General features: G+C 62.4%; 22 protein-coding genes and 1 other RNA gene. 7 read left to right on the forward strand and 16 right to left on the reverse strand.

From position 1 onward, the window contains the following. Positions 1–40 precede the first annotated feature (40 nt). Positions 41–628, reverse strand: coding sequence for a 5-formyltetrahydrofolate cyclo-ligase (locus FJW03_RS21980; protein ID WP_140608356.1), 588 nt, complete (start codon positions 626–628; stop codon positions 41–43). 196 nt (positions 629–824) lie between these two features. Then, a non-coding RNA gene (gene ssrS, locus FJW03_RS21985) (6S RNA) lies at positions 825–980 on the reverse strand. Positions 981–1,125: 145 nt separating this feature from the next. Here ssrS and FJW03_RS21990 point away from each other — a divergent pair. The 5 genes from FJW03_RS21990 to msrB all read left to right on the forward strand — a co-directional run bounded on the left by FJW03_RS21990 (position 1,126) and on the right by msrB (position 5,005). Continuing rightward, positions 1,126–1,965, forward strand: a complete 840-nt coding sequence (locus tag FJW03_RS21990) for an AAA family ATPase (protein ID WP_140760991.1) — start codon at positions 1,126–1,128, stop codon at positions 1,963–1,965. 93 nt (positions 1,966–2,058) lie between these two features. Further along, complete coding sequence (locus FJW03_RS21995; protein WP_140760993.1) at positions 2,059–2,505, forward strand: GNAT family N-acetyltransferase; 447 nt, start codon at positions 2,059–2,061, stop codon at positions 2,503–2,505. After that, positions 2,505–3,302 carry a hypothetical protein gene (locus FJW03_RS22000; RefSeq protein WP_140760995.1) on the forward strand — a complete coding sequence of 266 codons (798 nt, stop codon included), beginning with the start codon at positions 2,505–2,507 and terminating at the stop codon, positions 3,300–3,302. The genes FJW03_RS21995 and FJW03_RS22000 overlap by 1 nt, the downstream gene beginning before the upstream one ends. A gap of 3 nt (positions 3,303–3,305) precedes the next feature. Beyond that, positions 3,306–4,496 carry a vWA domain-containing protein gene (locus FJW03_RS22005; RefSeq protein WP_140760997.1) on the forward strand — a complete coding sequence of 397 codons (1,191 nt, stop codon included), beginning with the start codon at positions 3,306–3,308 and terminating at the stop codon, positions 4,494–4,496. A gap of 104 nt (positions 4,497–4,600) precedes the next feature. Beyond that, positions 4,601–5,005, forward strand: coding sequence for a peptide-methionine (R)-S-oxide reductase MsrB (msrB, locus tag FJW03_RS22010; protein ID WP_140760999.1), 405 nt, complete (start codon positions 4,601–4,603; stop codon positions 5,003–5,005). A 112-nt stretch (positions 5,006–5,117) separates the two neighbouring features. On the opposite strand, the gene FJW03_RS22015 is transcribed toward msrB, so the two are convergent. Then, positions 5,118–5,462: a hypothetical protein gene (locus FJW03_RS22015; RefSeq protein ID WP_140761001.1), complete on the reverse strand. Its 345-nt coding sequence runs from the start codon at positions 5,460–5,462 to the stop codon at positions 5,118–5,120. A 174-nt stretch (positions 5,463–5,636) separates the two neighbouring features. Here FJW03_RS22015 and FJW03_RS22020 point away from each other — a divergent pair, with 174 nt between their 5' ends. Further along, positions 5,637–6,143, forward strand: coding sequence for an arsenate reductase ArsC (locus FJW03_RS22020; protein ID WP_140694816.1), 507 nt, complete (start codon positions 5,637–5,639; stop codon positions 6,141–6,143). A gap of 29 nt (positions 6,144–6,172) precedes the next feature. Here the strand turns inward: FJW03_RS22020 and FJW03_RS22025 are convergent, their stop codons facing one another. The 12 genes from FJW03_RS22025 to FJW03_RS22080 all read right to left on the reverse strand — a co-directional run bounded on the left by FJW03_RS22025 (position 6,173) and on the right by FJW03_RS22080 (position 20,969). After that, positions 6,173–6,628, reverse strand: a complete 456-nt coding sequence (locus FJW03_RS22025; RefSeq protein WP_140761004.1) for a hypothetical protein — start codon at positions 6,626–6,628, stop codon at positions 6,173–6,175. A gap of 170 nt (positions 6,629–6,798) precedes the next feature. Beyond that, positions 6,799–7,059, reverse strand: coding sequence for a DUF2312 domain-containing protein (locus FJW03_RS22030; protein ID WP_140761006.1), 261 nt, complete (start codon positions 7,057–7,059; stop codon positions 6,799–6,801). Positions 7,060–7,220: 161 nt separating this feature from the next. After that, the gene (gene pyc, locus FJW03_RS22035) at positions 7,221–10,679 is read right to left on the reverse strand and encodes a pyruvate carboxylase (RefSeq protein WP_140761008.1); all 3,459 of its coding nucleotides are present in this window, start codon (positions 10,677–10,679) and stop codon (positions 7,221–7,223) included. Positions 10,680–10,972: 293 nt separating this feature from the next. Then, positions 10,973–12,088 carry a branched-chain amino acid ABC transporter substrate-binding protein gene (locus FJW03_RS22040; protein ID WP_140697459.1) on the reverse strand — a complete coding sequence of 372 codons (1,116 nt, stop codon included), beginning with the start codon at positions 12,086–12,088 and terminating at the stop codon, positions 10,973–10,975. A gap of 137 nt (positions 12,089–12,225) precedes the next feature. Continuing rightward, positions 12,226–12,573, reverse strand: coding sequence for a DUF6867 family protein (locus tag FJW03_RS22045; RefSeq protein WP_140697456.1), 348 nt, complete (start codon positions 12,571–12,573; stop codon positions 12,226–12,228). A gap of 17 nt (positions 12,574–12,590) precedes the next feature. Further along, complete coding sequence (locus tag FJW03_RS22050) at positions 12,591–13,319, reverse strand: ABC transporter ATP-binding protein (RefSeq protein ID WP_140608382.1); 729 nt, start codon at positions 13,317–13,319, stop codon at positions 12,591–12,593. Next, positions 13,319–14,836 (reverse strand): ATP-binding cassette domain-containing protein, encoded by a 1,518-nt coding sequence (locus FJW03_RS22055; RefSeq protein ID WP_140761010.1) that lies wholly within the window; start codon positions 14,834–14,836, stop codon positions 13,319–13,321. Before FJW03_RS22055 ends, FJW03_RS22050 begins: the two co-directional genes overlap by 1 nt. Continuing rightward, complete coding sequence (gene livM, locus FJW03_RS22060; protein ID WP_413466513.1) at positions 14,836–16,386, reverse strand: high-affinity branched-chain amino acid ABC transporter permease LivM; 1,551 nt, start codon at positions 16,384–16,386, stop codon at positions 14,836–14,838. Before livM ends, FJW03_RS22055 begins: the two co-directional genes overlap by 1 nt. A gap of 49 nt (positions 16,387–16,435) precedes the next feature. Further along, positions 16,436–17,338 carry a branched-chain amino acid ABC transporter permease gene (locus tag FJW03_RS22065; RefSeq protein ID WP_140608388.1) on the reverse strand — a complete coding sequence of 301 codons (903 nt, stop codon included), beginning with the start codon at positions 17,336–17,338 and terminating at the stop codon, positions 16,436–16,438. Positions 17,339–17,673: 335 nt separating this feature from the next. Then, positions 17,674–18,675 carry a 4-hydroxyproline epimerase gene (locus tag FJW03_RS22070; protein ID WP_140748075.1) on the reverse strand — a complete coding sequence of 334 codons (1,002 nt, stop codon included), beginning with the start codon at positions 18,673–18,675 and terminating at the stop codon, positions 17,674–17,676. 15 nt (positions 18,676–18,690) lie between these two features. After that, positions 18,691–20,010, reverse strand: coding sequence for an NAD(P)/FAD-dependent oxidoreductase (locus tag FJW03_RS22075; protein ID WP_140761014.1), 1,320 nt, complete (start codon positions 20,008–20,010; stop codon positions 18,691–18,693). A gap of 65 nt (positions 20,011–20,075) precedes the next feature. Continuing rightward, complete coding sequence (locus FJW03_RS22080) at positions 20,076–20,969, reverse strand: dihydrodipicolinate synthase family protein (protein ID WP_140761017.1); 894 nt, start codon at positions 20,967–20,969, stop codon at positions 20,076–20,078. A 69-nt stretch (positions 20,970–21,038) separates the two neighbouring features. On the opposite strand from FJW03_RS22080, the gene FJW03_RS22085 reads away from it, so the two are divergent. Continuing rightward, complete coding sequence (locus FJW03_RS22085) at positions 21,039–21,731, forward strand: GntR family transcriptional regulator (RefSeq protein ID WP_181173147.1); 693 nt, start codon at positions 21,039–21,041, stop codon at positions 21,729–21,731. A gap of 329 nt (positions 21,732–22,060) precedes the next feature. On the opposite strand, the gene FJW03_RS22090 is transcribed toward FJW03_RS22085, so the two are convergent. After that, positions 22,061–22,363 (reverse strand): hypothetical protein, encoded by a 303-nt coding sequence (locus FJW03_RS22090; protein WP_140608398.1) that lies wholly within the window; start codon positions 22,361–22,363, stop codon positions 22,061–22,063. Positions 22,364–22,530: the final 167 nt, after the last annotated feature.

The following is a 22,530-nucleotide window of genomic DNA, read 5'->3' on the forward strand; positions in this document are numbered from 1 at the left end:
CATGACTTTTCGGCAAAGATCATGCGTTCCAAAGAACTATCTACAATTCTGGCGTGAAGCGGCGCAACCCGCTCTCGGTGAGTATTTCCGGGATGATGACATCATGGTCTTCGTCGGGCACCAGCGCGACCTCCTGGCAGTCGAAGGCAATTCCGATCAGCCGCGGCGGCTTTCCCTTGTCGACCAGCCTGGCGATGGCACGGTCATAATAGCCGGCGCCATAGCCGATGCGATGGCCACGCTTGTCGAAAGCGGCGAGCGGCACCAGCATCACCGAGGGGTCGAGCACCTCGGCCTCTTCGTGCGGGCCGACCGTGCCAAAGCCCATCTCGACCATCGGCGCGCCGCGCACCAGTTCGCGAAAGACGATGGTGGTCTTGTCGAGAATGGCAGGCAGGCAAAGCCTCGCGCCCTTCTCGCGCATGGCGAACATCAGCGGCCGCACGTCAACCTCCGAGCGCATTGGCCAGAAGCCGGAAACAACCTGGCCGGGCTCGAAGGCAATCTGGTCGCGCGCCGTCTCAGCCATTTCCAGCGCGACTTCCACCCGCCAGAATTCATCAAGCGCATCGCGGCGTCCAAGTGCTTCCTTGCGCAGCTGTTTTTTCAGGTCTTTTAAGGATGTCATGTAACCATGGTAGAAAAGGTCAGATTTGGATGGAGTTTTAGGAGCGACGTTTTCTACCGCATGATCCACCGAAGTGTCAGCGGTTCGGTGAAAAGATCATGCGTAAACGATAAACAGCGGAGCGAACTTTTTCATTCGTGAGCCCGCACAAAGTGGCGCGACGACAAAATCCGCCCAATATGGCCTCTTCGGCAGGTGACGATCCACACAACCGGTGGAGAGGTCGATCCCGGGTGCCTACAAAGTAGGTGGGCGCCGTGTGAGAAAACCCACGGGTCTTCCCAGGGACAGCTCCCTAAGGATCGTTAAGGCCCCGGGGAAAAGTGTCTCCTGCCGGGAAGCGCAGACCGTCTCGTCCAATATAGGCCGATGGTGCCCTGAGCACCAGAGAGTTGGCATTCTTTCCCTGCGGTTCTCACGGCTCGCCATCACCTGCCCACCCTTGCGCCGGCCGGGCCGCATCCTTACGGTCGCCCGGAACGAACCGAGGAGCAAAGATGCGTTTCGAAGGCACGGCGGCTTATGTCGCCGACAAGGACCTGATGGTGGCGGTCAACGCGGCGATCGCGCTGGAGCGGCCCTTGCTGGTCAAAGGCGAGCCCGGCACCGGCAAGACGGAACTCGCCCGCCAGGTGGCGGCGGCACTTGGGCTGGAGCTCATCGAATGGCACGTCAAATCGACGACGCGGGCGCAGCAAGGCCTTTATGAGTATGATGCCGTATCGCGCCTGCGCGACAGCCAGCTCGGCGATAGCAGGTTCAACGACATCAAGAACTACATCAAGCGCGGCAAGCTTTGGGACGCTTTTGCCGCCGGCAAGAAGGTCGTGCTTCTGATCGACGAGATCGACAAGGCCGATGTCGAGTTCCCCAACGACCTCTTGCAGGAACTCGATCGGATGGAGTTCTTCGTCTATGAGACCGGCGAGACCATCCGCGCCGCCGTCAGGCCGATCGTCATCATCACCTCCAACAACGAGAAGGAACTGCCGGACGCCTTTCTGCGCCGCTGCTTCTTCCACTACATCCGCTTTCCCGACGTCGACACGCTGCACAAAATCGTCGACGTGCACTATCCCGGCATCAAGCAGAACCTGGTGCGGGCGGCGTTGACCCAGTTCTACGAAATCCGTGAGGTGCCGGGGCTGAAGAAGAAGCCGTCGACCTCCGAGGCGCTCGACTGGATCCGGCTTCTGGTCGCCGACGACATCGCGCCTGAGGATCTACGCGCCGACCCGAAGAACGCCCTGCCGAAACTGCACGGCGCGCTGCTCAAGAACGAGCAGGACGTGCATCTGTTCGAGCGCCTTGCCTTCATGGCGAGACGGCAGGGCTAGGCTGACAGCAACAGCGCTTTCCCATGCTGTGGACCGTTGCCGGCAAGCGGCCATTGACGCAGCTTCGGGCCGAAGCATCGAAGGGAAACAGAAATGTCCGAAATCATCGTCCGGCCGCTCGCGCAATCCGACCACGCCGACTGGCGCCGCCTGTGGACCGACTATCTGACCTTCTACGAGACGAAGCTGCCGGAAGAAGTCTACGCCGTCACCTGGAAACGGCTGTTTACGGAAGGCGAATTCGAGCCGAAGGGTTTCATCGCCACGCTCGACGGCAAAGCCGTCGGCCTCACCCACTATCTCTACCACCGCTCCGGCTGGTCGGAGAAAAACAACTGCTATCTGCAGGATCTGTTCGCCGACCCGGATGTGCGCGGCAAGGGCATAGGTGCGGCCCTGATCGAAGCCGTGAAGCAGGAGGCCGGCAAGATCGGCGTCAAGAACGTCTACTGGATGACGCACGAGACCAACGCCACCGCGCGCAAGCTCTACGACCGTGTCGCGCGCCGCACCGGCTTCATCGAGTATGATCTGCTCTGATGAAATCGCCGGCAGAGCGCGCAAGGCCGATCTGGAACGCTGACCGGTTTGAGGCTCTGAAACACATAAGCGCGGTCTTGCAGGAAAGCGAGTTCCAGCCGCTCTATGCCAGCTATATCGGATATCTCGAGTTGCGGGAGCGTGGGCTAAGAAAGCAGTCCTTCGCGCAACTTGATGCCTTTATTGAACAGATAGTATCTGATCCATTCGAGATTCGACTGTCCGTCGTCCGGCATCTTATCGCTGCAATTGAAGGCTGTTGGCATAGTTGGCCTGCACCGGACAACTGGCAATTGCCCGAACAAGCGTTTCGGCGCCTGATTGGACCTCTCTGGCAGGAGTGGCGGCAACGGGAACCTGCCAATCCCGAGGCTTGGGTGTATAGCTTCGGCAATCTGTCGCATGACGTTGATTGCAGGGAGGTTGCATTCCTGTTGAACCCAGCTCATCCACGCTATCAGTATGCTCATCTGGATGGTCTCTGTCGGCAGTTGAACTACGAACTGCACGAACTCGGGCACACCGAACGGATTCTTTGCAGCCCAGAACATTTTAGCGAACTGACCAACTCGGTTTCCACCGTTGCGGGGGCAATCGGTGACAACATAGCTGATGAGGTGGTGCAAACGCCTGCTAAACTGGACGAACTGGCGGCTGCCTATCGCAACCACCGGGAGGAAAGAGGCGGCTTCCTGGGGGAACTCCTGCTGCTCGGTCGCCAGGACCTTATCGACTTCCCCATATTGCCCGCCAGACGGTGGTTTCGCGTCTTGCCTACTTTCCTCTTTGGTGGATAGCCGATGTTCATCCCCTTCTTCCTCGAGCTGAAGGCAGCGCGTGTTCCGGTCTCCTTGCGGGAATATCTGTCGTTGCTGGAGGGGCTGGAAGCCGGGCTGGTCGACTATGACGTCGAGGGTTTTTACTACCTCGCCCGCGCCGCCCTGGTGAAGGACGAGCGCCACATCGACCGCTTCGACCAGGTCTTCGCGCATGTCTTCAGGGGTATCGAGGCACTGGGCGGACCGGATGCCGTCGATGTCGCCGACATTCCCGAGGAATGGCTGCGCCGCCTAACTGAAAAGCACCTGACCGAGGAAGAGAAAAAGCTGGTCGCAGCACTTGGCGGTTTCGACAAGCTGATGGAGACGCTGAAACAGCGGCTCGAGGAACAGAAGGGGCGTCATCAGGGTGGCTCGAAATGGATCGGCACCGGCGGCACCTCGCCCTTCGGCGCCTATGGCTACAATCCCGAATGCGTGCGCATCGGTCAGCACGAAAGCCGCAACCGCCGCGCGGTCAAGGTGTGGGACAAGCGCGAGTTCCGCAATTTCGACGATGCGGTCGAGCTCGGCACCCGCAACATCAAGATCGCCTTGAAGCGGCTGCGCCGCTGGGTGCGCGAGGGTGCTGAGGAAGAATTCGACCTGCCCGGCACCATCCATGCCACGGCCGAGCACGGCTATCTCGATGTGAAGACGCGGCCCGAGCGCCGCAACGCCGTGAAGCTGCTGATGTTCTTCGATGTCGGCGGCTCGATGGATAATCATATCAAGAGCGTCGAAGAGCTGTTTTCGGCCGCGCGTGCCGAATTCCGCCAGCTCGAATATTTCTACTTCCACAATTGCCTCTACGAGGGCGTGTGGAAGGACAACCGACGTCGCCATGCCGAGACGATCCCGACCTTCGACCTTATCCACAAATATGGGCCGGACTACAAGGTGATCGTCGTCGGCGATGCCTCGATGAGCCCCTACGAGATCGCGCACCCCGGCGGTTCGGTGGAGCACTGGAATCCGGAGGCCGGCACCGTCTGGCTCGGCCGCCTTCTGCGGCAATGGCCGAACGCGGTTTGGCTCAATCCGGAGAGCGAAAAGAACTGGGACTATACCCATTCCATCGCCATGATCCGCGATATCTTCGGCGGCCGCATGTTCCCGCTGACGCTCGCCGGGCTTGAGGCCGCGACGAAGCAGCTTTCAAGGAAGCACTGAGCCCTCGGGACACATCGGTGCTGGGCAGGCGTGTAACAAATGCCTATGTTGACGCGAATATGAGGCTGCAACCAATAACGAGCCGCCAAGGCTGAGGAGATCAAATGGACACCCACACCTACCCCGTCACCCGCACCGATGCCGAATGGCGCGCCCGGCTGACACCGGAGCAATATGCCGTCATGCGCGGCCATGGCACCGAGCAGCCGGGAAGCTGCGCCCTGCTCTACGAGAAGCGCGCCGGCACCTTTTCCTGTGCGGGCTGCGACCAGCCGCTGTTTGAATCCAAGTTGAAGTTCGAGAGCGGCACGGGCTGGCCGAGCTTCAACGACCCGGTCCCGGGCTCGGTGGAGACCACGGTCGACCGCAGCTACGGAATGGTCCGCACCGAATGCCACTGCGCCCGTTGCGGCAGCCATCTCGGCCATGTCTTCGAGGATGGCCCGCCGCCGACCGGCCTGCGCTACTGCATCAACGGCGTGGCCTTGAAATTCGAGCCGGCGGCCTGAACAGGGCCCGGTCGACATTTCCTGCGAAGGGCGGCTCCGGCCGCCCTTTTTCATAGGCAGGCAGCCCGCGTCAGACGACGACTGTCGCGATTTCATAGGCAGGCAGCCCGCGTCAGACGACGACTGTCGCGATCAGCCAGAGCGCCGACCCCAGCATGACGAGCGAAGCCTTGGCGCCGCCAACTTTCTCGGCCGTCCGCCACACGGCCCATGTCAGGAAGATGTTGTAAGGCACCGGCGCGAAATGCACCGCCAGCACCAGGACAAGCGGCAGCTTCAGGCTGAGCAGGACAAGTGCCGCCACCGATGAGGCGATGCTGATAGTGGTGGCTACGAAGACCATGTCGCGCCAGAACAAGCGATCGAGCGGCACGGTGCCGCGCCAGCGCGAACGGAAGAAACCGGTTTTGTCACCGATTCCCCTGGGCACCGCGCCCGATGGATCAACCTCGTTCATCAATCGAGCCTCGCTCAAGTGCAACGCCGAAGGTTTCGGCCGCGTATCGACGGCAGGACGCCACGAAATTCAGCGCTGACAATGCAGAAATCTGCCGTCAAAGCGTGTACGATCACAGAACTGTGACACTCATCATATTCTGTCATTTGCAGCGCAAACACGGAGGAGTTCGCAATGGGCGACCATGTCTACAATGTCCTCTTTCTCTGCAACGCCAACTCGGCCCGGTCGATCATGGGCGAGGCCATTCTCAATCGTCTCGGTGCCGGCCGCTTCAAGGCTTATTCCGCCGGCTCGCGGCCGAAGGGAACCGTCAACCCCCATGCGCTGCAGCTGCTGGAGAGCCTGAACTACGACACGTCCTTCGCCAGGTCGAAAAGTTGGGACGAGTTTTCCAAACCCGGCGCACCGGAAATGAACTTCGTCTTCACCGTCTGCGACAGCACGGCCAATGAAAGCTGTCCGGTGTGGCCCGGCCATCCGATGACGGCACTTTGGGCGGTACCGGATCCGGCCAAGGCCGAAGGCACCGAAGCCGAGCGGCATTTTGCTTTCGCCGAGGCCTTTCGCATGATGAGCAACCGCATCGCACTGTTCGTAAACCTGCCGATAGGATCTCTCGATCGACTGGCTCTGCAGCAGGAGCTGGACGAAATTGGCCATGATGAGCGATCAAACTGAAGCCGGGCAGCAAGGCACGAGCGGAGTCGTCAGATTTGCGGCCGCCCGTCGTCTCCCAGCACCTCGACGACGGCGCGCTCGACGCGCGAGCATTCCGTAACCAGCCAGTCAGCCATCGCAGGCCAGTTGTCCTCGGCAAAGCAGTTGACCCGCCACATCGAGTTGATGCCGAGGCCCTCGCAACTCTGCTCCGGCCTGAGCCTCAGCCGGCCTTCGATCGCCGGCTGGAACGGCTTCAGCCGCGACCAGCTTTGCGTGGCGCCGAATTTCTCGTTGCGGCCGAAGAACACGCCGACATGGTTTTGCGCCGGCGCGACATACATGGAAAGGACCAGGGCGAAGTCGGGCAGCCCGCGCTGCCAGAACCAGGGCCCGCGCCGCGCCAGCCGGGCTCTCTCTTCCGGGTGACGCTCGGCGAACTGCGTCCAGAAGCCGCGGTGGCGGAACTCCGAGGCCCGTCGGCCACCGAAGTCGAACTCACTCATGGCCGGGTGTCCCGCACATCCTGGCCGAGACCGTTTCGAAATTCGCTCCGGCGAGTCATATGGTGGTGGTTTCGAGAACCGTAGCGCAGCGGACACTTGGGTCCGTGAGCAACGGAGGCGCGGAAAACACCATCAGGTAGCCGCCGGAGTAGAGTTTCCAAACGGTCTCCTTACACCATGCCGAGCGCGGCCATGTACAGATCGAGGATGGCATCCTCCTCCTGGCGCTCGGCCTGGTCCTTCTTGCGCAGGCGGACGATGGTGCGCATCGCCTTGGTGTCGAAGCCGGTGCCCTTGGCCTCGGCGAACACTTCCTTGATATCATCGGAGATCGTCTTCTTTTCTTCCTCGAGCCGCTCGATGCGCTCGATGAAGGCACGCAGCTGGCCGGCGGCAACAGTCTGGCTGGTCTCGGTGATATCGTCGGCCATGTTTTTCTCCAAAATCGGTTCCGCGCCGCGACTCGGCAAAACGTGCCGCGGCGAATTTCAGCGGTTCGATGCCCGACCGGGGCCGGCGGGTCAAGCTGTTATCGAGCGAGCCGTGAGGCTGCCGCCAGAAGCCGACAGCCATCCACACCAAGAATGCCTGGCTAATTGAAAGCTATGAGCAGGTCCTTCGCATCGATCTGATCACCGGCCTTCACCAGAACCTCGGCGACCGTGCCGTCGCGTTCGGCATGCAGCGCCGTCTCCATCTTCATCGCCTCGATGGAGAGCAGCACATCGCCGGCCTTCACCGCCTGACCGGCGGCAACCGAAAGTGCGGAGACCACCCCCGGCATCGGCGCACCGACATGCGCCTCGTTGCCGGGCTCTGCCTTGCGGCGCGCCTTGGCCGCGGAAGCGCCATGCGCACGGTCGGGCACCTTCACACGCCGCGGTTGGCCGTTGAGTTCGAAGAACACGGTGACCATCCCCTTCTCGTCGACATCGCCGATGGCCAGGCACCGCACCACCAGCGTCTTGCCCTTCTCGATGTCGACGAAGATCTCGTCTTCCGGCTTCATGCCGTAAAAGTAGGTCGGCGTCGGCAGAACGCTGACCGGACCATAGGTTTCCTGCGCGGCGACGAAGTCGGAAAACACCTTCGGATACATCAGCCACGAAGCGAATTCGTGTTCCGAGAGCTTGCGCTCCAGCTTCTCCTCGATCTCCTTGCGGCTGGCCTTGAGATTGGCCGGCTTCAACAGCGAACCGGGACGCACGGTGATCGGCTTGTCGCCCTTCAGCGCCTTCTTCTGCAAGGCTGGCGGCCAGCCTCCCGGGGACTGGCCAAGATCGCCACGCAGCATCGAGACAACCGAGTCCGGGAAGGCGATGTCCCTGGCCGGGTTCTCGACATCGGCAACGGTCAGGTCCTGGCTGACCATCATCAGCGCCATGTCGCCGACGACCTTGGACGACGGCGTCACCTTGACGATGTCACCGAACATCAGATTGACGTCGTGATAGGCCTGCGCCACCTCGTGCCAGCGTGTCTCCAGCCCGAGCGAGCGCGCCTGCTCCTTGAGATTGGTGAACTGTCCGCCCGGCATTTCGTGCAAATAGACTTCCGAAGCCGGCCCTTTTAGGTCGCTTTCGAAAGCGGCGTACTGGTTGCGCACGGCTTCCCAGTAGAACGAGATTTTGCGGATCCATTGCGGGTCGAGGCCCGGGTCGCGCTCGGTGCCCTTCAACGCCTCGACGATCGAGCCCAGGCAAGGCTGCGATGTATTGCCGGAGAAGGCATCCATAGCCGCGTCTATGGCGTCGACGCCGCTCTCCACCGCCGCCAGCACTGTTGCCGCCGACAGGCCCGACGTGTCGTGGGTATGGAAATGGATCGGCAGGTCGGTCGCCTCGCGCAACGCCTTGAACAGCACGCGGGCGGCCGCCGGCTTCAATAGGCCGGCCATGTCCTTGACCGCGATGATATGAGCGCCGGCGGCCTGCAATTCGCTGGCCAGACCGACATAATATTTCAGGTCGTATTTGGCGCGCGCGGGATCGAGAATGTCACCGGTGTAGCACATCGCTGCTTCGATCAGCTTGCCCTCGGCGCCGACAGCGTCCATGGCGACCCGCATGTTTTCGACCCAGTTCAGGCAGTCGAAGACGCGGAACAGGTCGATGCCACCGGCAGCTGCCTGCTTGACGAAATGCTGCACGACATTGTCGGGATAATTGGTGTAGCCGACGCCATTGGCGCCGCGCAGCAACATCTGCAGCAACAGATTGGGGGCTGCCTCGCGCACTCGCGACAACCGCTCCCACGGGTCCTCGGTGAGGAAGCGCATGGCGACATCGAAGGTCGCGCCGCCCCAGCATTCGAGCGACAGAAGCCGCGGCAGGGCGCGCGCATAGGTGCCGGCGATGCCGGCAATGTCATGCGTGCGCACGCGGGTCGCGAGCAGCGACTGGTGGCCGTCGCGCATCGTCGTGTCGGTGACCAGCACTTCCTTCTGCTCGCGCATCCAGGCCGCGAATTTCTCCTGGCCGAGCACATCGAGCTTCTGCTTGCTGCCGCCGGGCACGTTGCCGTTGAGGTAGGGCACGACGGGTGCGGCCGCATCGGCCTTCGGCATTGGCCGGCCGCGCGTCTCGGGATGGCCGTTGACGCTGACGTCGGCCAGATAGTTGAGCAGCTTGGTCGCGCGGTCCTGGCGCTTGACCTGCTGGAACAGCTCCGGCGTCGTGTCGATGAACTTCGTCGTATAGGAATTATCGGCGAAGCTCGGGTGGTTGATGATGGCTTCGAGGAAGGTGAGGTTGGTGGCGACGCCGCGGATGCGGAACTCGCGCAGTGCGCGGTTCATGCGCGCGATGGTCTCGGCCGGTGTCGGTGCCCATGCCGTCACCTTCTCCAGCAGCGGATCGTAGAAGCGGGTGATGACCGCGCCGGAATAGGCGGTGCCGCCGTCCAGCCGAATGCCGAAGCCGGTGGCGCCGCGATAGGCGGTGATGCGGCCGTAGTCCGGAATGAAATTGTGCTCGGGATCCTCGGTGGTGATGCGGCACTGCAAGGCATGGCCGTTCAGCCTTATATCCCTCTGTGCCGGCACACCCGATTCAGGCGTGCCGATCGCGAAGCCGTCAAGAATGTGGATTTGGGCTTTGACGATGTCGATGCCGGTCACCATCTCGGTCACCGTATGCTCGACCTGGATACGCGGATTGACCTCGATGAAGTAGAACTTGCCGGTATCGGCGTCCTGCAGGAACTCGACCGTGCCGGCGCCGATATAGCTGGTCTCGCGCGCGATCTTCAGCGCATGGCCGCAGAGCTCCTCGCGCTGCGACATTTCAAGGTATGGCGCTGGCGCCCGCTCGACCACCTTCTGGTTGCGGCGCTGGATCGAGCAGTCGCGCTCGAACAGGTGCACGGCATTGCCATGGGTGTCGCCAAGCACCTGCACCTCGACGTGGCGCGCCCGCTCGATCAGCTTCTCGAGATAGACCTCGTCCTTGCCGAAGGCGGCCTTCGCCTCGCGCTTGCCCTCGGTGACCTCACGGGCAAGATCGGCCTCGGAGCGGATGGCGCGCATGCCGCGTCCGCCGCCCCCCCAGGAGGCCTTCAGCATCACGGGATAGCCGATCTCCTTGGCCAGTTTCTTGACCGCCTCCATGTCGTCCGGCAACGGATCGGTGGCGGGGATCACCGGCACGCCAACCTCGATGGCGAGGTTGCGCGCCGCGACCTTGTTGCCGAGGCGGCGCATCGTGTCCGGCTTCGGGCCGATGAAGGTGATGTCCGCTTGCGCGCAGGCTTCGGCGAATTCGGGGCTTTCGGACAGCAGCCCGTAGCCCGGATGGATGGCATCGGCGCCCGAAAGCCTGGCGACGCGGATCACTTCCTCGATCGACAGGTAACTTTCGATCGGCCCCATGTCCTTGTTGAGATGTGGACCGCGTCCGACCTGATAGCTTTCATCGGCCTTGAAGCGGTGCAACGAATATTTGTCTTCCTCGGCCCAGATCGCCACGGTTTTGAGGCCCAGTTCGTTGGCCGCGCGAAAGACGCGGATGGCGATTTCTGACCGGTTGGCGACGAGGATCTTCGTGATTGCCAAGGACTGGGCTCCAGTAGCGGAAGGGAAGAGAAATCGGCGCAATGATTAGCGTGAAAATGCTGCAGCGCAAACAAAATCGACGCTAAGTTAAACCGATTTAAATGGATTATCCGGCCAACACTCGCACGCATTCGTTCGAACGGACGGAACAATGGCGACAATTTCGATCCTGGATGCGATCTTTCCCTGCTGGGAGGAGTTGGCAAAGAAGGCCATCCGCCGCCGGGACGCGCCAAAGAAAATGCCCGGCGCGAAGCGCCGGGCATCACTAATGTCAAACCTGCCTGAGCGGCTTATTTCGGGAACCAGGAATACTTCCCGTCGTCCTTCTTCTTCCACTCGTACATGATGTAGCCCGGCAGCTTGGGGTCGCCCTTGGCATCATAGGCGAGATCGCCCAGAACCGTGGGGAACGGGCCGTTCTCATGCATCGCCTTGGCAACGGCCTGCGGGTCGTTGGTCTTGGCGGCGGCGGCCGCCTCGGCGACAACCTGCACGGCGGCATAAGCATAGAGCGTGTAGGCTTCCGGCTCGAAGCCCTGCGCGCGGAACTTCTCGACGAGTTCCTTGTTGGCCGGGATCAGGCGCGGGTCGGGGCCGAACGTGTTGAGCGTGCCGGCGACGGCGTCGCCCGCGATCGCGGCGAGTTCGTCCGTCACGATGCCGTCACCCGACATCATCGGTGCCTTGAGGCCCTGGTCCGCGGACTGACGGATGATCAGGCCGGCTTCGGTGTGCAGGCCGCCCCAGTAGATCAGGGTGACGCCGGCTTCCTTCATCTTGGCGATGAGCGCCGAGAAGTCCTTGTCGCCGACATTGACACCTTCATACATCACTTCCTTGACGCCAGCGGCGTTCATCGCCTTCTTGGTTTCATCGGCGAGACCCTGGCCGTAAGGGGTCTTGTCGTGCACGATAGCGACTTTGGCATCCTTGAAATTCGCGGCGATATAAGCGCCGGCGATGCTGCCTTGCTGGTCGTCGCGTCCGCAGGTGCGGAACACGTTCCACAGGCCGCGCTCGGTGAATTTCGGGTTGGTCGCGGCCGGCGTGATCTCGACGATATTGTTTTCGGCATAGACTTCCGAGGCCGGGATCGACACGCCCGAGTTGAAGTGACCGATCACGAACTTGACGCCGTCGCCGACGAACTTGTTGGCGACCGAGATGCCCTGCTTCGGATCCGAGACGTCGTCGCCGACTTCGAGCTTGATCTGCTCGCCGTTGATGCCGCCCTTGGCATTGATCGCGGCGACAGCGGCCTCTGCGCCCTTCTGCAGTTGCGCGCCGAAGGCCGCGTTCGGACCGGTGATCGGACCGGCGACGCCGAACATTACATCAGCCCACGCGTTGCCGCCGAACGCGACCAGCGCGGTCAGGGCGACGGCGGACAATAGTGACTTTTTCATTGAAACGCTCCCATTAACGGAGTGGGCGTGAATGAAGCTTTCATGCGATGCCCACCCTTATCGCAGAAAGCATAGTTTGCCGATTTTCAGGCACTTGTCACGCCGATTCATCCCCGAAGCGGCGTTAATGATGAACCTCAACCTTTCGGTTTCCAGCTCAAGATTGAAGCTCTTTCGTAGAGCCAATTATATTGTGTCACCATCTGGTTGGTTCGCGTGTATTGATAGCCGATGAAGCCCAGTATCATCAGCACGATGGTGTCGACGATATAGTAATGCAGCGAGAACATCGTGCCGTCGAACAGCGCGTGATGGATGAACCGGATGCCGATGCCGAGGCCCAGCAGATAGGCGAACAGCTGGATGAAGCTGCGCCATGTCTGGGCGCTGGCCTTGCCCGTCATCCAGGCCGCCCAGCCGCCGAGCAGGCAGGTGACGAAGAAGAACTGCCAGATCGACGGTTCCTCGTAGAGAATGCCTTGCATGGTGGAGACTCCTGAACTCAGTGGTGGCCGCCTTCGAGATAGGCGGCGCGCACTTCGGGATTGGCGAGCAGTTCCTTGCCGGTGCCGCTCATCGTCACATTGCCGTTGACCATGACATAGCCGCGGTTGGCGAGCTTGAGCGCGCCGAACGCGTTCTGCTCGACCAGGAACACCGTCAGCCCCTGGGTGCGGTTCAATTCGCGGATGGCATCGAAGATTTGCTTGACGATCAGCGGCGCCAGCCCGAGCGACGGCTCGTCGAGCAAAAGCAGCTTCGGCCGCGCCATCAGCGCGCGCCCGATCGACAGCATCTGCTGCTCGCCGCCCGAGAGCGTGCCGCCGCGCTGGGCGATGCGCTCCTTGAGCCGCGGAAACAACGTGAACACCTTCTCGACGTCCTCGGCATAGTGCTTGAGGTTGTCGAGGCTGGCGCCCATCTGCAGGTTCTCCATCACCGTCATGCGCGGGAAGATGCGGCGTCCTTCCGGCGACTGGGCGATGCGCAGGCGCGCGATCTCGTGTGTCGGCAACTGGGTGATGTCGGTGCCGGCGAAGGTGATGCTTCCCGTGCGGGCGCGTGGAGCCCCGAAGATGGTCATCATCAGCGTCGACTTGCCGGCGCCGTTGGCGCCGATCAGCGCCACGATCTCGCCCTGCTTGACGGTGACGTCGACGCCGTTCAGCGCCCGGATGTTGCCGTAATAGGTCTGCACACCTTTGATATCGAGCAGTGTCGTACCGGCCATTACTTGCCTCCTCCGCGCTTGCCGGTCGCAGGCTTGGCGGCGGCTGTTTTTCCGGAAGCCGCGCCGGCGCTCTTTGCCGACGCATGGCTGGTCGCCACCTTGCCCGCATCGACGCGGCGCGAGAATTCCGTGTCCTTGCCCTGCCCGAGCAGCCTGGCCTGCTTGACCCACTCCTCGCGCTCTATGCGCCCGTCAAAGGCGAGATAGGCTTCGGCGGCCTCGACGTCGGCCTTCTTCCAGGCGCCGATCTGGTCGAAGTGGAAGATGCCGTGATCGTTGAGCTTCTTCTCGTTGACCTTACCGATGCCCTTGATGCGGGTCAGGTTGTCGGCCTTGCCGCCACGCGGAGCAGCGAGACGGTTCGAAACGCCCTCGGCCTTTGCCGTGGGTGCCTTGGCGGCCGGCTTCTTTGCTGCCGCTTTCGCGAGCGGCTTGGCGGCCGAAGCCGGCTTTGTCGCCCGTTCAGCTTTAGCCACAACGGCTTTGCTCGCCACGGTCACGGTACGCGCGTCGATCTGCGCAGCCTTCGAGGCGCCTTTCGACACGGTGACGCGCTCGCCCTCGCTGTGGCTGACCGTGTCACTCACCGGTCCGGCCAGATACGACGCCGAGGTGCCCGGGCCATGCGCGGCGTCGGGACCGGTATCGAGCTGTTCGATGACGTCCTCGTCGCCGACTTCGGTCAGCACGGTCTCGACCTCCTCGTCATCGACGCCGAGATAGGCGGCGATGACGCGCGGATCGGTGCGCACCGACTGCGGATTGCCGTCGGAGATCTTGCGGCCATATTCCAGAACCACGACATGGTCGGAAATCTGCATGACCACCGACATGTCATGCTCGATCAAAAGGATCGAGGCCCCTGAGGTGTTCTTGATGTCCATCAGCAGCTTGTTGAGAGCGGCCGATTCCTTCGGGTTGAGGCCGGCCGCCGGCTCGTCGAGGCACAGAAGCTCCGGACCGGTGCACATGGCGCGCGCGATCTCGAGGCGCCGCTGCGCACCATAGGGCAGGTCGCCGGCCGGATCGTCGGCCCGATCGACGAGGTCTGCTTTCTCCAGCCAATGCCTTGCGAGCTCGATCGACTCGGCCGAAGCCTGCCGGTAGCTCGGGAAACCGAACAGGCCAAGCACCGTATAGCCCGAAGCCTTCATCAGCTTGTTGTGCTGAGCGACGAGGAGGTTTTCCAGCAGCGTCATGCCCGAGAACAGGCGGATGTTCTGGAAGGTGCGCGCCACCTTGGCGCGCGCAGGGATCTCGTGGTTGGGCAATCGTTCCAGGAGATAGCTCGAGCCATCGGCACGGTTGAGCGTGATCATGCCTTCCGATGGCTTGTAGAAGCCGGTGATGCAGTTGAACACGGTGGTCTTGCCGGCGCCGTTGGGGCCGATCAGCGCCGTGATCTCGCCGCGCTTGGCGGTGAAGGACAGGTCGCCGATGGCGACCAGGCCGCCGAACTTCATCGACAGGTGATCGACCTGCAGGATGGCGTCGTTCATTTGTGTGTTCGCATCCATCAGCCGTGGCCCTCCTTGGTGAAGGAGCCTGAGACCGCTTTTCGCTCCTTCAGGAAGGCCGTCGGTTCCCTGCTGCCGACAAAGCCGCGCGGCTTCCACAGCATGACGATCACCATGGCCATGCCGAACAGAAGCATGCGGTAGAGTTCCGGTGTGAAATCAGGCCCGAAGACCTGCTTGAGGAAGTCGAGTTCGCGCAACGCCTCGGTGCCGCCGATCATCACCATCGCGGCAACCGCGATGCCGACCAGCGAGCCCATGCCGCCCAGAACGACGATGGCCAGGATGATCGCCGATTCCAGGAAGACGAAGGATTCCGGGCTGACGAAGCCTTGCCGCGCGGCGAAGAACGAGCCGGCGAAACCGCCGAACATGGCACCGGTGGCGAAGGCGGTCAGCTTGGTTGTGGTGGTGTTGATGCCGAGCGAGCGGCAGGCGATCTCGTCCTCACGCAAGGCTTCCCAAGCACGACCGACCGGCAGACGGCGCAGCCTGATGGTGACGAAGGCGGTAAGCAGGCACAGGCCCAGGATCAGATAGTAGAGGAAAATCTTGTAATAGGCGCTCGAGGTCGCGAGATGCAGAACCTTGGCAATGTAATTGGGGTCCGACACATTGAAGGTCATCAGGCCGAAGAAGGAAACCTTGGGAATGCCGGAGATACCGGCCGAGCCGTTGGTCACCTCGCGCCAGTTGATCAGCACCAGCCGGATGATCTCGCCGAAGGCGAGCGTCACGATCGCCAGATAATCGCCGCGCAGGCGCAGCACGGGGAAGCCGAGCAGCACCCCCCAAAGGGCGGCCATGCAGCCCGCGGCCGGCAGCAGGATCCAGAACGACAGGCCGTAATGCGTGGCAAGAAGCGCATAGGCATAGGCGCCAAGTGCATAAAAAGCGACGTAGCCGAGGTCGAGCAGGCCGGCCAGCCCAACGACGATGTTCAATCCCCAGGCCAGCATCACATAGATCAGTATCTGGATGCCGAAATTGTCGACCCATTTCAGCGAGCCCTGCAGCCCTCCAGCAATCGACCAGGCGTTCAGCGACAGCAGCGCGACCACCAAAATCGGGTACAGCACCAACGCTGTGATGCCCAATTTGGTGAAGTTGGCATGAATGAAGGCGCGGAAGTAGTAGATCACGCAACCCAGCACATAGATGACCGCCAGGGCGCGCAGGAATTGGAGATAGCCGGCCGGTTCTGCTCCCACCCATCCGGCGAGAGAGCTGCCCAACACGAACAGCAGCACGGCCGCGACGACAGCCAGGATGAACGCCGGCAACTGAAAGAACCGTGACCCCACGCTGGCCGGTAACAGACCGGTGGCGACGTCGGCGATCTTCTGGTTGGCCATGAAGGGCTGGCCGTAGGCGACATAGAGGAAACGCCCGACGGCCGTGGCGATCACCACGGCGGTGAGCAAGCCCCAGCGCTGAGTCAGGACCAGTTCATTGGACATGTTCTGACCGGTTTTCAGCCCGATGAACAGCACGAACAGGCCAAGCGCGATGGCGCCGGCATAGAACGCTTCCCGAAGGGCGCGCTGCATGGGGCTGGCGACGGTGTCGCGCTCACGAGATACGGTCACGGCCATGGTCTCAAACCTTTTCGACTTCAGGCCGGCCCAATATGCCGGAAGGCAGGAAGATCAGCACGATAGCCAGGATCGAGAACGCCGCGACGTCCTTGTAGTCGATCGAGAAATAGGCCGACCACATGCTCTCGATGAAGCCGATCAGGAGCCCACCGAGCACGGCGCCGGGAAGCGAGCCGATGCCGCCAAGCACCGCCGCCGTGAATGCCTTTACCCCCGGCACAAAACCGTCGGAGAAGGCCACCACGCCATAGTACATCAGGAACAGCGTGCCGGCGACGGCGGCAAGTGCAGCACCCATGATGAAGGTGATGGAGATGGTGCGGTCGACATCGATGCCGAGCAATGCCGCCATCTTGCGGTCCTGCTCGCAGGCGCGCTGCGCCCGGCCAAGCGAGGTCTTGTTGACCAGGTACCAGAACAGCACCAGCAAAAGGGCGGTGACGATGACGATGATGATCTGCTTCAGCGACACGCTGACGCCGTCGATGTTGTAGACCTTCGACACCATCGGCGGGATCGGCTTGTTGCGGGGACCCTGCGTGACCTGGACGAAATTGGACAGCGCGATCGACATGCCGATGGCGGTGATCAGCGGCGCCAGCCGGAACGAACCGCGCAGCGGCCGGTAGGCCACCTTCTCGATCGTCCAATTGTAGAGGCTTGTGAGCAGCATCGCCACGATCATCATGACCAGCAGCGCGATGACCACGGGCACCGAATAGAACAGCGCGCCGAGGATGAGGAAGACGATCAGCGCGGTGAAGGCGCCCACCATGAAAATGTCGCCATGGGCGAAATTGATCATGCCGATGATGCCGTAGACCATCGTGTAGCCGATCGCGATCAGCCCATAGATCGATCCCAGCGTCAGCCCGTTGATAAGCTGCTGGACAAAGTACTGCATGTGTACATGGCTCCCCTGGAATGTCGCCCATGCAGACGCATTCCTTTTCGTATTTCCCCTAGTCGTAAAGTTTCGAGCCCGGATTGCAACGTGATTTTTCGATCGACATGCGCGTTTCCAATGCACGCCATTTCGACTGCCCGTTTTTTTGCACCCGGCCTCTGGACTATCGCGGACCCTATCATTGGCATAACGCAATGTCTTTGACGATTCAGCCCTATCATGCGCGCCGTTTCGAAGAAATCGCCGTCAAAATAAGTTGATGAAGGGATTCCTTGCGCTGCTGACGACATTCCTTCTTGCGCCTTCATGCCTTCCGTAGCGTGATGAATCGCCTATTTGACCACGAACCCATGCGCGAACGGATCGCGGTCGTCGATGAAGATCGTGTTCAGTCCGGTCATGCGCGCCCAGCCGCCGATCGAGGGGATGATCGCCGGCTTGCCCGCCACGGTGACCTCCTTTTCGACCTTGCCCTTGAACAGCGAACCGATGATCGATTCATGCACGAAGGCGTCGCCTGCCTTGAGCTTGCCCTTGGCATGGAGCTGCGCCATCCGCGCCGAGGTACCGGTGCCGCAAGGTGAGCGGTCGATCGCCTTGTCGCCATAGAAGACGGCGTTGCGGGCGTCGGCCCCTTCCACCGTCGGCTTGCCGGTCCACAGCATGTGCGACAGCCTGTTGATGCCGGGATTCTCCGGATGCACGAAGGCATATTTCTCGTTCAGCCGCTGCCGCACCACCGGGCTCCAGGCAATGAGGTCGCCGGCGGAATGGTCGGCCATGTCGCGATAATTCGCCTGCGGCTCGACGATGGCATAGAAATTGCCGCCATAGGCGACATCGACGGTGATCTCGCCGAGCCCGGGACATTCGACCGTCAGCCCTTCGGCATAAAGGAACGAGGGCACGTTGGTGATGCGCACCTCCTCGACATATTCGCCGACCTGCTTGTATTCGGCGATGACCAGGCCGGCCGGCGTGTCGAGCCTTAGCACACCTGGCGTCCTTGGCTTGATCAGCCCGTGCTCGATCGCCATCGTGACCGTGCCGATGGTGCCGTGGCCGCACATCGGCAGGCAGCCCGAGGTTTCGATGAACAGGATGGCGATGTCGCAATCCTCGCGCGTCGGTGGGTAGAGAATCGACCCGGACATCACGTCGTGGCCGCGCGGCTCGAACATCAGGCCGGTGCGGATCCAGTCATACTCGGCAAGGAAATGCGCGCGCCGTTCCATCATTGTCGAACCCTGCAGCAGAGGGCCGCCGCCGGCGACCAGCCGCACCGGATTGCCGCAAGTGTGGCCGTCGATACAGAAGAAGGATTTCTTGGCCATGTCGCTCCTCGAAAATCAAAACCGTTGCGGGCTGAAGGGGGCCAGATCAACGGACGGAGTCTGCCCCAGGACGAGCTCGCGGATCAACCGTCCGGTCGCCGCAGCCTGGGTCAGGCCGAGATGACCGTGACCGAAAGCATACACCACCGACCGGGCGCCCGGCGCATTGCCGATGACTGGCACCGAATCCGGCAGCGAGGGGCGGAAGCCCATCCATTCGCGCCCGCCCGACGGATCGAGCCCCGGCAGGAATTGCTGCGCCTTCTGCAAAAGCGCTTTCGACCTACTGAAGTTGGGCGGCCGCTCGATGCCGCCGAGTTCGACGGCACCGCCCACGCGCAGGCCCGTGTCGAGCGGCGTGATGACGAAACCATGGCCGGAGAAGATCAGCTGCCGCTTCACGTCGAAGGCGCCATTCGGCAAGGTCGTGTTGTAGCCGCGCTCGGTCTCCAGCGGAATGCGATCGCCGAGCTGCCGCGCCAGAAGATGCGACCAGGCGCCGGCGGCGACAACGAGCCGCCTGGCGCGCCTGATGGTTCCGTCGGCCAGCGTCAGTGCCGCGCCGTCCTGATCCGCCGCGATCCGGTCGACAAGGGCTGTTTCAAAGCGGGCGCCCTTGGCCTCGGCATAGGCCCATACTGCCTTGCCGAGCAGTTTCGGATCGGCGACCGTCTTCCAGCCCGGCACGAACGTGCCCTTGACGAAGCGCGGCGACAGTCCCGGCTGCAGAGCCGCCAGCCCCTCGCCGTCGACATGGCGGAAGCCGATGCCGAAGCGTTCGCGCGCCGCCCAGCCCGGCAGCGCGGCGCGGAACTCGGCTTCGCTTTCGTAGAGTTCCAGCGAACCATCCTCGCGCAGCATCGGCCGCGTGCCGGAACGATCGAGCAGACCCATCCACTCCGCTTCTGCAAGCCTCATCATGCCGGCCTGGGTGGCGAGGCTGGCCTCGTATTTCGCCGGTGCGCCGGCGCGCCAGAACCGGAATAGCCAGGGCAGGAGTTTCGGCAGGTAGGTGGGCGGGATGCTGAGCGGGCCGAGCGGATCGGCCAGCCATTTCGGCAACTGGCGGATCATGCCCTTGTGGGCCAGCGGCAACACGTCGGAGAAGGCGAAGGCGGCGGCATTGCCGGAACTGGTCTCTTCGCAGATGCCGGTGCGGTCGAAGACCGTGACATCCAGCCCCGCCTCGGCAAGGAAGGCGGCCGCGCAGATGCCGATGATGCCGCCGCCGACGATGGCGATGTCCTCCCCTTCTCCCCGTTCACGGGGAGAAGGGGCCCGAAGGGCGGATGAGGGGCGGCGCCCTGCTTCTGTCGACTTGGAATTTCCGGCCACGTGGGGCGCTGCTCCTTATCTGGCTGCCGCCATCTTCCCCCATGAGAAGGAAGAAGAACTTACTCTCAAAATTTCGGCAGTGTCGGCCGTACCGCCAGTGCATCCTTGACGATCTTCTCGACCGCCTTGCGGCGCTCGCCAGACAGCGGCTGGCGCGGCATCCGGACACGGTCGTTGGTCTGGATGGTGAAGACTTCGGCGAGCTTGATGTTCTGCACCAGATAGGTCGAGACATCGAGGTCGAGCAGCGGCCGGAACCAGCGGTAGATGGAGAGCGCCTCCTCGCGGCGGCCCTGCTTCATCAGCTGGTAGATGGCGACGGTTTCGCGCGGGAAGGCGGTGACCAGGCCGGCCACCCAGCCGATGGCGCCGACCGACAACGCCTCGAAGGCGAGATTGTCGACGCCGGTGAACAGGTCGTAACGCCTGCCCAGGCGGTTGATGATCTCGGTCGAGCGGCGGATGTCGTCGGAGGATTCCTTGATGGCCACGAAGCGCGCGTCCGACGCCAGCTCCTCCATCTGGTCGACGGTGACGTCGACACGGTAGGCGAGCCGGTTGGAGTAGATCATCACCGGCAGGTCGCCGGCCTCGGCGACGGCACGCAGGGCCGCGACCGTCTCTTCCGCATTCGTGTGGTAGATCGGGCTCGGCACCACCATCAGGCCATTGGCGCCTTCCCTGGCGGCACGCTTGGCGATGCTGGCCGCCTCGCGGGTGCCTGCCTCGTTGACCGTCAGCAGCACCGGCTTCTTGCCGGCGACTTTCTGCGCGGTCTTCAACACCTCGATCTTCTCGTCATGCGACAGCATCGGCCCTTCGCCGAGCGAACCGCAGACGATAATGCCGTCGCAGCCGGCCTCGATCTGCAGATTGAAGCAGCGTTCCATTTCGGCATGGTCAAGGCGATCGTCGGCGGTGAATTTGGTCGTGACGGCAGGGAAAACTCCGGTCCACATGATCATTTCTCCATCTGATATATCAGACGTATATCTGTTGAGAAAGCCGCTGTCAATGCGGAATCCGTTATGATATATTTTAGATATATCAGGAGGCCGCCATTGATATCCATGGAAGCAAGCATGCCGTCCGAGCCGGCGGCGACCAAGGCCTACCGCGTGCTCGAGCATATGATCGTCACGTTGGAACTGGCGCCGGCGAGCTTTGTCACCGAGGGCGCCCTCATCGAAAAGCTGGCGTTGGGCCGCACGCCGGTGCGCGAGGCGATCCAGCGGCTGGCCTGGGAAGGGCTGCTGGACGTCAGGCCACGCGCCGGCATCGCCATTGCGCCGCTGCATCCGGGCGACTGGCTGCGCGTGCTCGACGCCCGGCGCGGCGTCGAGGTGGTGCTTGCCCGCTCGGCTGCCCGCTTCGTCACCCGCGAGGCCGCCGACCTGTTTCACGAGGCGGCCCTTGCCATGCAGAAGGCGGTCATCTCCGGCAATGTGCTTGCCTTCATCCAGGCCGACAAGGCACTCGACGAGGCGCTGGCGCTGGCCGCCGACAATCCGTTCGCCGCACGGCTGGCCGCGCCCTTGCAGACCCACAGCCGCCGCTTCTGGTTCCGCTACAAGGCCGATACCGGGCTGGCGGAATCCGCCGAGCACCATGTCGCCCTGATCCGCTCTATCCTCGACGGCGACGAGGAAGCCGCGGCCAAGGACGCCAAGAGGCTGATGGCACTGCTGCGCGGCCATGCCGAGGTCGCCGCCACGCGTTGATCGGGCGGCTCAGATCCTGTGCGCCATCGCGTCGCGGCCACGGTGAGGTTGTTCTCCCCGCCCTCGCCAGCCGCGAGGATGCAGCTTCGGCCTTCACGTCGGATATCGGCATCGTCCAGGACCCGCTTGCCGAAACCTACATCTCGACATTGGTGGCCTGTCCGACCACGCCGTAGCCAATCTGCTTTTCTTGAAAGGCCTGCGCCAGTCCCGCGACGACGTCGCTGTGGCCGCCGCAAACGAGTTGTGGGTCTTGCGGTGCGCTGGAAAGGGCCGCCAGTCAAGCATGAGTCCTGCCGCGATAGTGGCAGTGACACACAGAACTTCGCTCAAGCGCCCGGCAGGGCTGCTTTCATTGTCGAACTGTCCCAGCCTTCGCCGACGGACAGAATGCAACTCTGGCCCTTGGTATCGGAGGCCAGTACGGTCCAACTGCCCTGTTCGGAAACAAAGACCTCCAGGATCACGCTTGGGTTGATCAGGCCACGCCCGGCTTGGCTCTCATGGAAATTGTCGCCGAGCGCCTTGACGATGTCGGCGCGCGCGGCGCATTGCCCGCCCGCTTCAGCCTGCACGACACCGGACATTGCCATGGCCGTGCAAAATATCGTTGCAATAAAACGTCGTTTCATCTGACACCTCCTTGCGCCAGACGAGAACCCCGGGTTGACACCGGCGCTGTCGGATTGCCTGCCCATCGCAGGAATACAGCAAAAGCCGTAGCCCGGCCGCTTTGTTCCATCACATTAGCGTTTAGACATATAGCGTGGCGTGAGAATCAAAAGGCCCGGGGTGCGCC

The sequence above is a fragment of the Mesorhizobium sp. B4-1-4 genome (genome assembly GCF_006439395.2).
GTDB lineage: Bacteria > Pseudomonadota > Alphaproteobacteria > Rhizobiales > Rhizobiaceae > Mesorhizobium.

What these genes read in the sequence shown, in the direction of transcription:
- FJW03_RS22020 (WP_140694816.1), top strand. Translation starts at nt 5,637, where the DNA reads ATGGGCGACCATGTCTACAATGTCCTCTTTCTCTGCAACGCCAACTCG.
- FJW03_RS21995 (WP_140760993.1), top strand. Translation starts at nt 2,059, where the DNA reads ATGTCCGAAATCATCGTCCGGCCGCTCGCGCAATCCGACCACGCCGAC.
- FJW03_RS22030 (WP_140761006.1), bottom strand. Translation starts at nt 7,059, where the DNA reads ATGGCCGACGATATCACCGAGACCAGCCAGACTGTTGCCGCCGGCCAG.
- FJW03_RS22040 (WP_140697459.1), bottom strand. Translation starts at nt 12,088, where the DNA reads ATGAAAAAGTCACTATTGTCCGCCGTCGCCCTGACCGCGCTGGTCGCG.
- FJW03_RS22000 (WP_140760995.1), top strand. Translation starts at nt 2,505, where the DNA reads ATGAAATCGCCGGCAGAGCGCGCAAGGCCGATCTGGAACGCTGACCGG.
- FJW03_RS22070 (WP_140748075.1), bottom strand. Translation starts at nt 18,675, where the DNA reads ATGGCCAAGAAATCCTTCTTCTGTATCGACGGCCACACTTGCGGCAAT.
- FJW03_RS21980 (WP_140608356.1), bottom strand. Translation starts at nt 628, where the DNA reads ATGACATCCTTAAAAGACCTGAAAAAACAGCTGCGCAAGGAAGCACTT.
- FJW03_RS22065 (WP_140608388.1), bottom strand. Translation starts at nt 17,338, where the DNA reads ATGCAGTACTTTGTCCAGCAGCTTATCAACGGGCTGACGCTGGGATCG.
- FJW03_RS22025 (WP_140761004.1), bottom strand. Translation starts at nt 6,628, where the DNA reads ATGAGTGAGTTCGACTTCGGTGGCCGACGGGCCTCGGAGTTCCGCCAC.
- FJW03_RS22055 (WP_140761010.1), bottom strand. Translation starts at nt 14,836, where the DNA reads ATGGATGCGAACACACAAATGAACGACGCCATCCTGCAGGTCGATCAC.
- FJW03_RS22090 (WP_140608398.1), bottom strand. Translation starts at nt 22,363, where the DNA reads ATGAAACGACGTTTTATTGCAACGATATTTTGCACGGCCATGGCAATG.
- FJW03_RS22085 (WP_181173147.1), top strand. Translation starts at nt 21,039, where the DNA reads ATGATATATTTTAGATATATCAGGAGGCCGCCATTGATATCCATGGAA.
- FJW03_RS22015 (WP_140761001.1), bottom strand. Translation starts at nt 5,462, where the DNA reads ATGAACGAGGTTGATCCATCGGGCGCGGTGCCCAGGGGAATCGGTGAC.
- FJW03_RS21990 (WP_140760991.1), top strand. Translation starts at nt 1,126, where the DNA reads ATGCGTTTCGAAGGCACGGCGGCTTATGTCGCCGACAAGGACCTGATG.
- FJW03_RS22045 (WP_140697456.1), bottom strand. Translation starts at nt 12,573, where the DNA reads ATGCAAGGCATTCTCTACGAGGAACCGTCGATCTGGCAGTTCTTCTTC.
- FJW03_RS22005 (WP_140760997.1), top strand. Translation starts at nt 3,306, where the DNA reads ATGTTCATCCCCTTCTTCCTCGAGCTGAAGGCAGCGCGTGTTCCGGTC.
- msrB (WP_140760999.1), top strand. Translation starts at nt 4,601, where the DNA reads ATGGACACCCACACCTACCCCGTCACCCGCACCGATGCCGAATGGCGC.
- FJW03_RS22050 (WP_140608382.1), bottom strand. Translation starts at nt 13,319, where the DNA reads ATGGCCGGTACGACACTGCTCGATATCAAAGGTGTGCAGACCTATTAC.
- FJW03_RS22080 (WP_140761017.1), bottom strand. Translation starts at nt 20,969, where the DNA reads ATGTGGACCGGAGTTTTCCCTGCCGTCACGACCAAATTCACCGCCGAC.
- livM (WP_413466513.1), bottom strand. Translation starts at nt 16,386, where the DNA reads ATGCAGCGCGCCCTTCGGGAAGCGTTCTATGCCGGCGCCATCGCGCTT.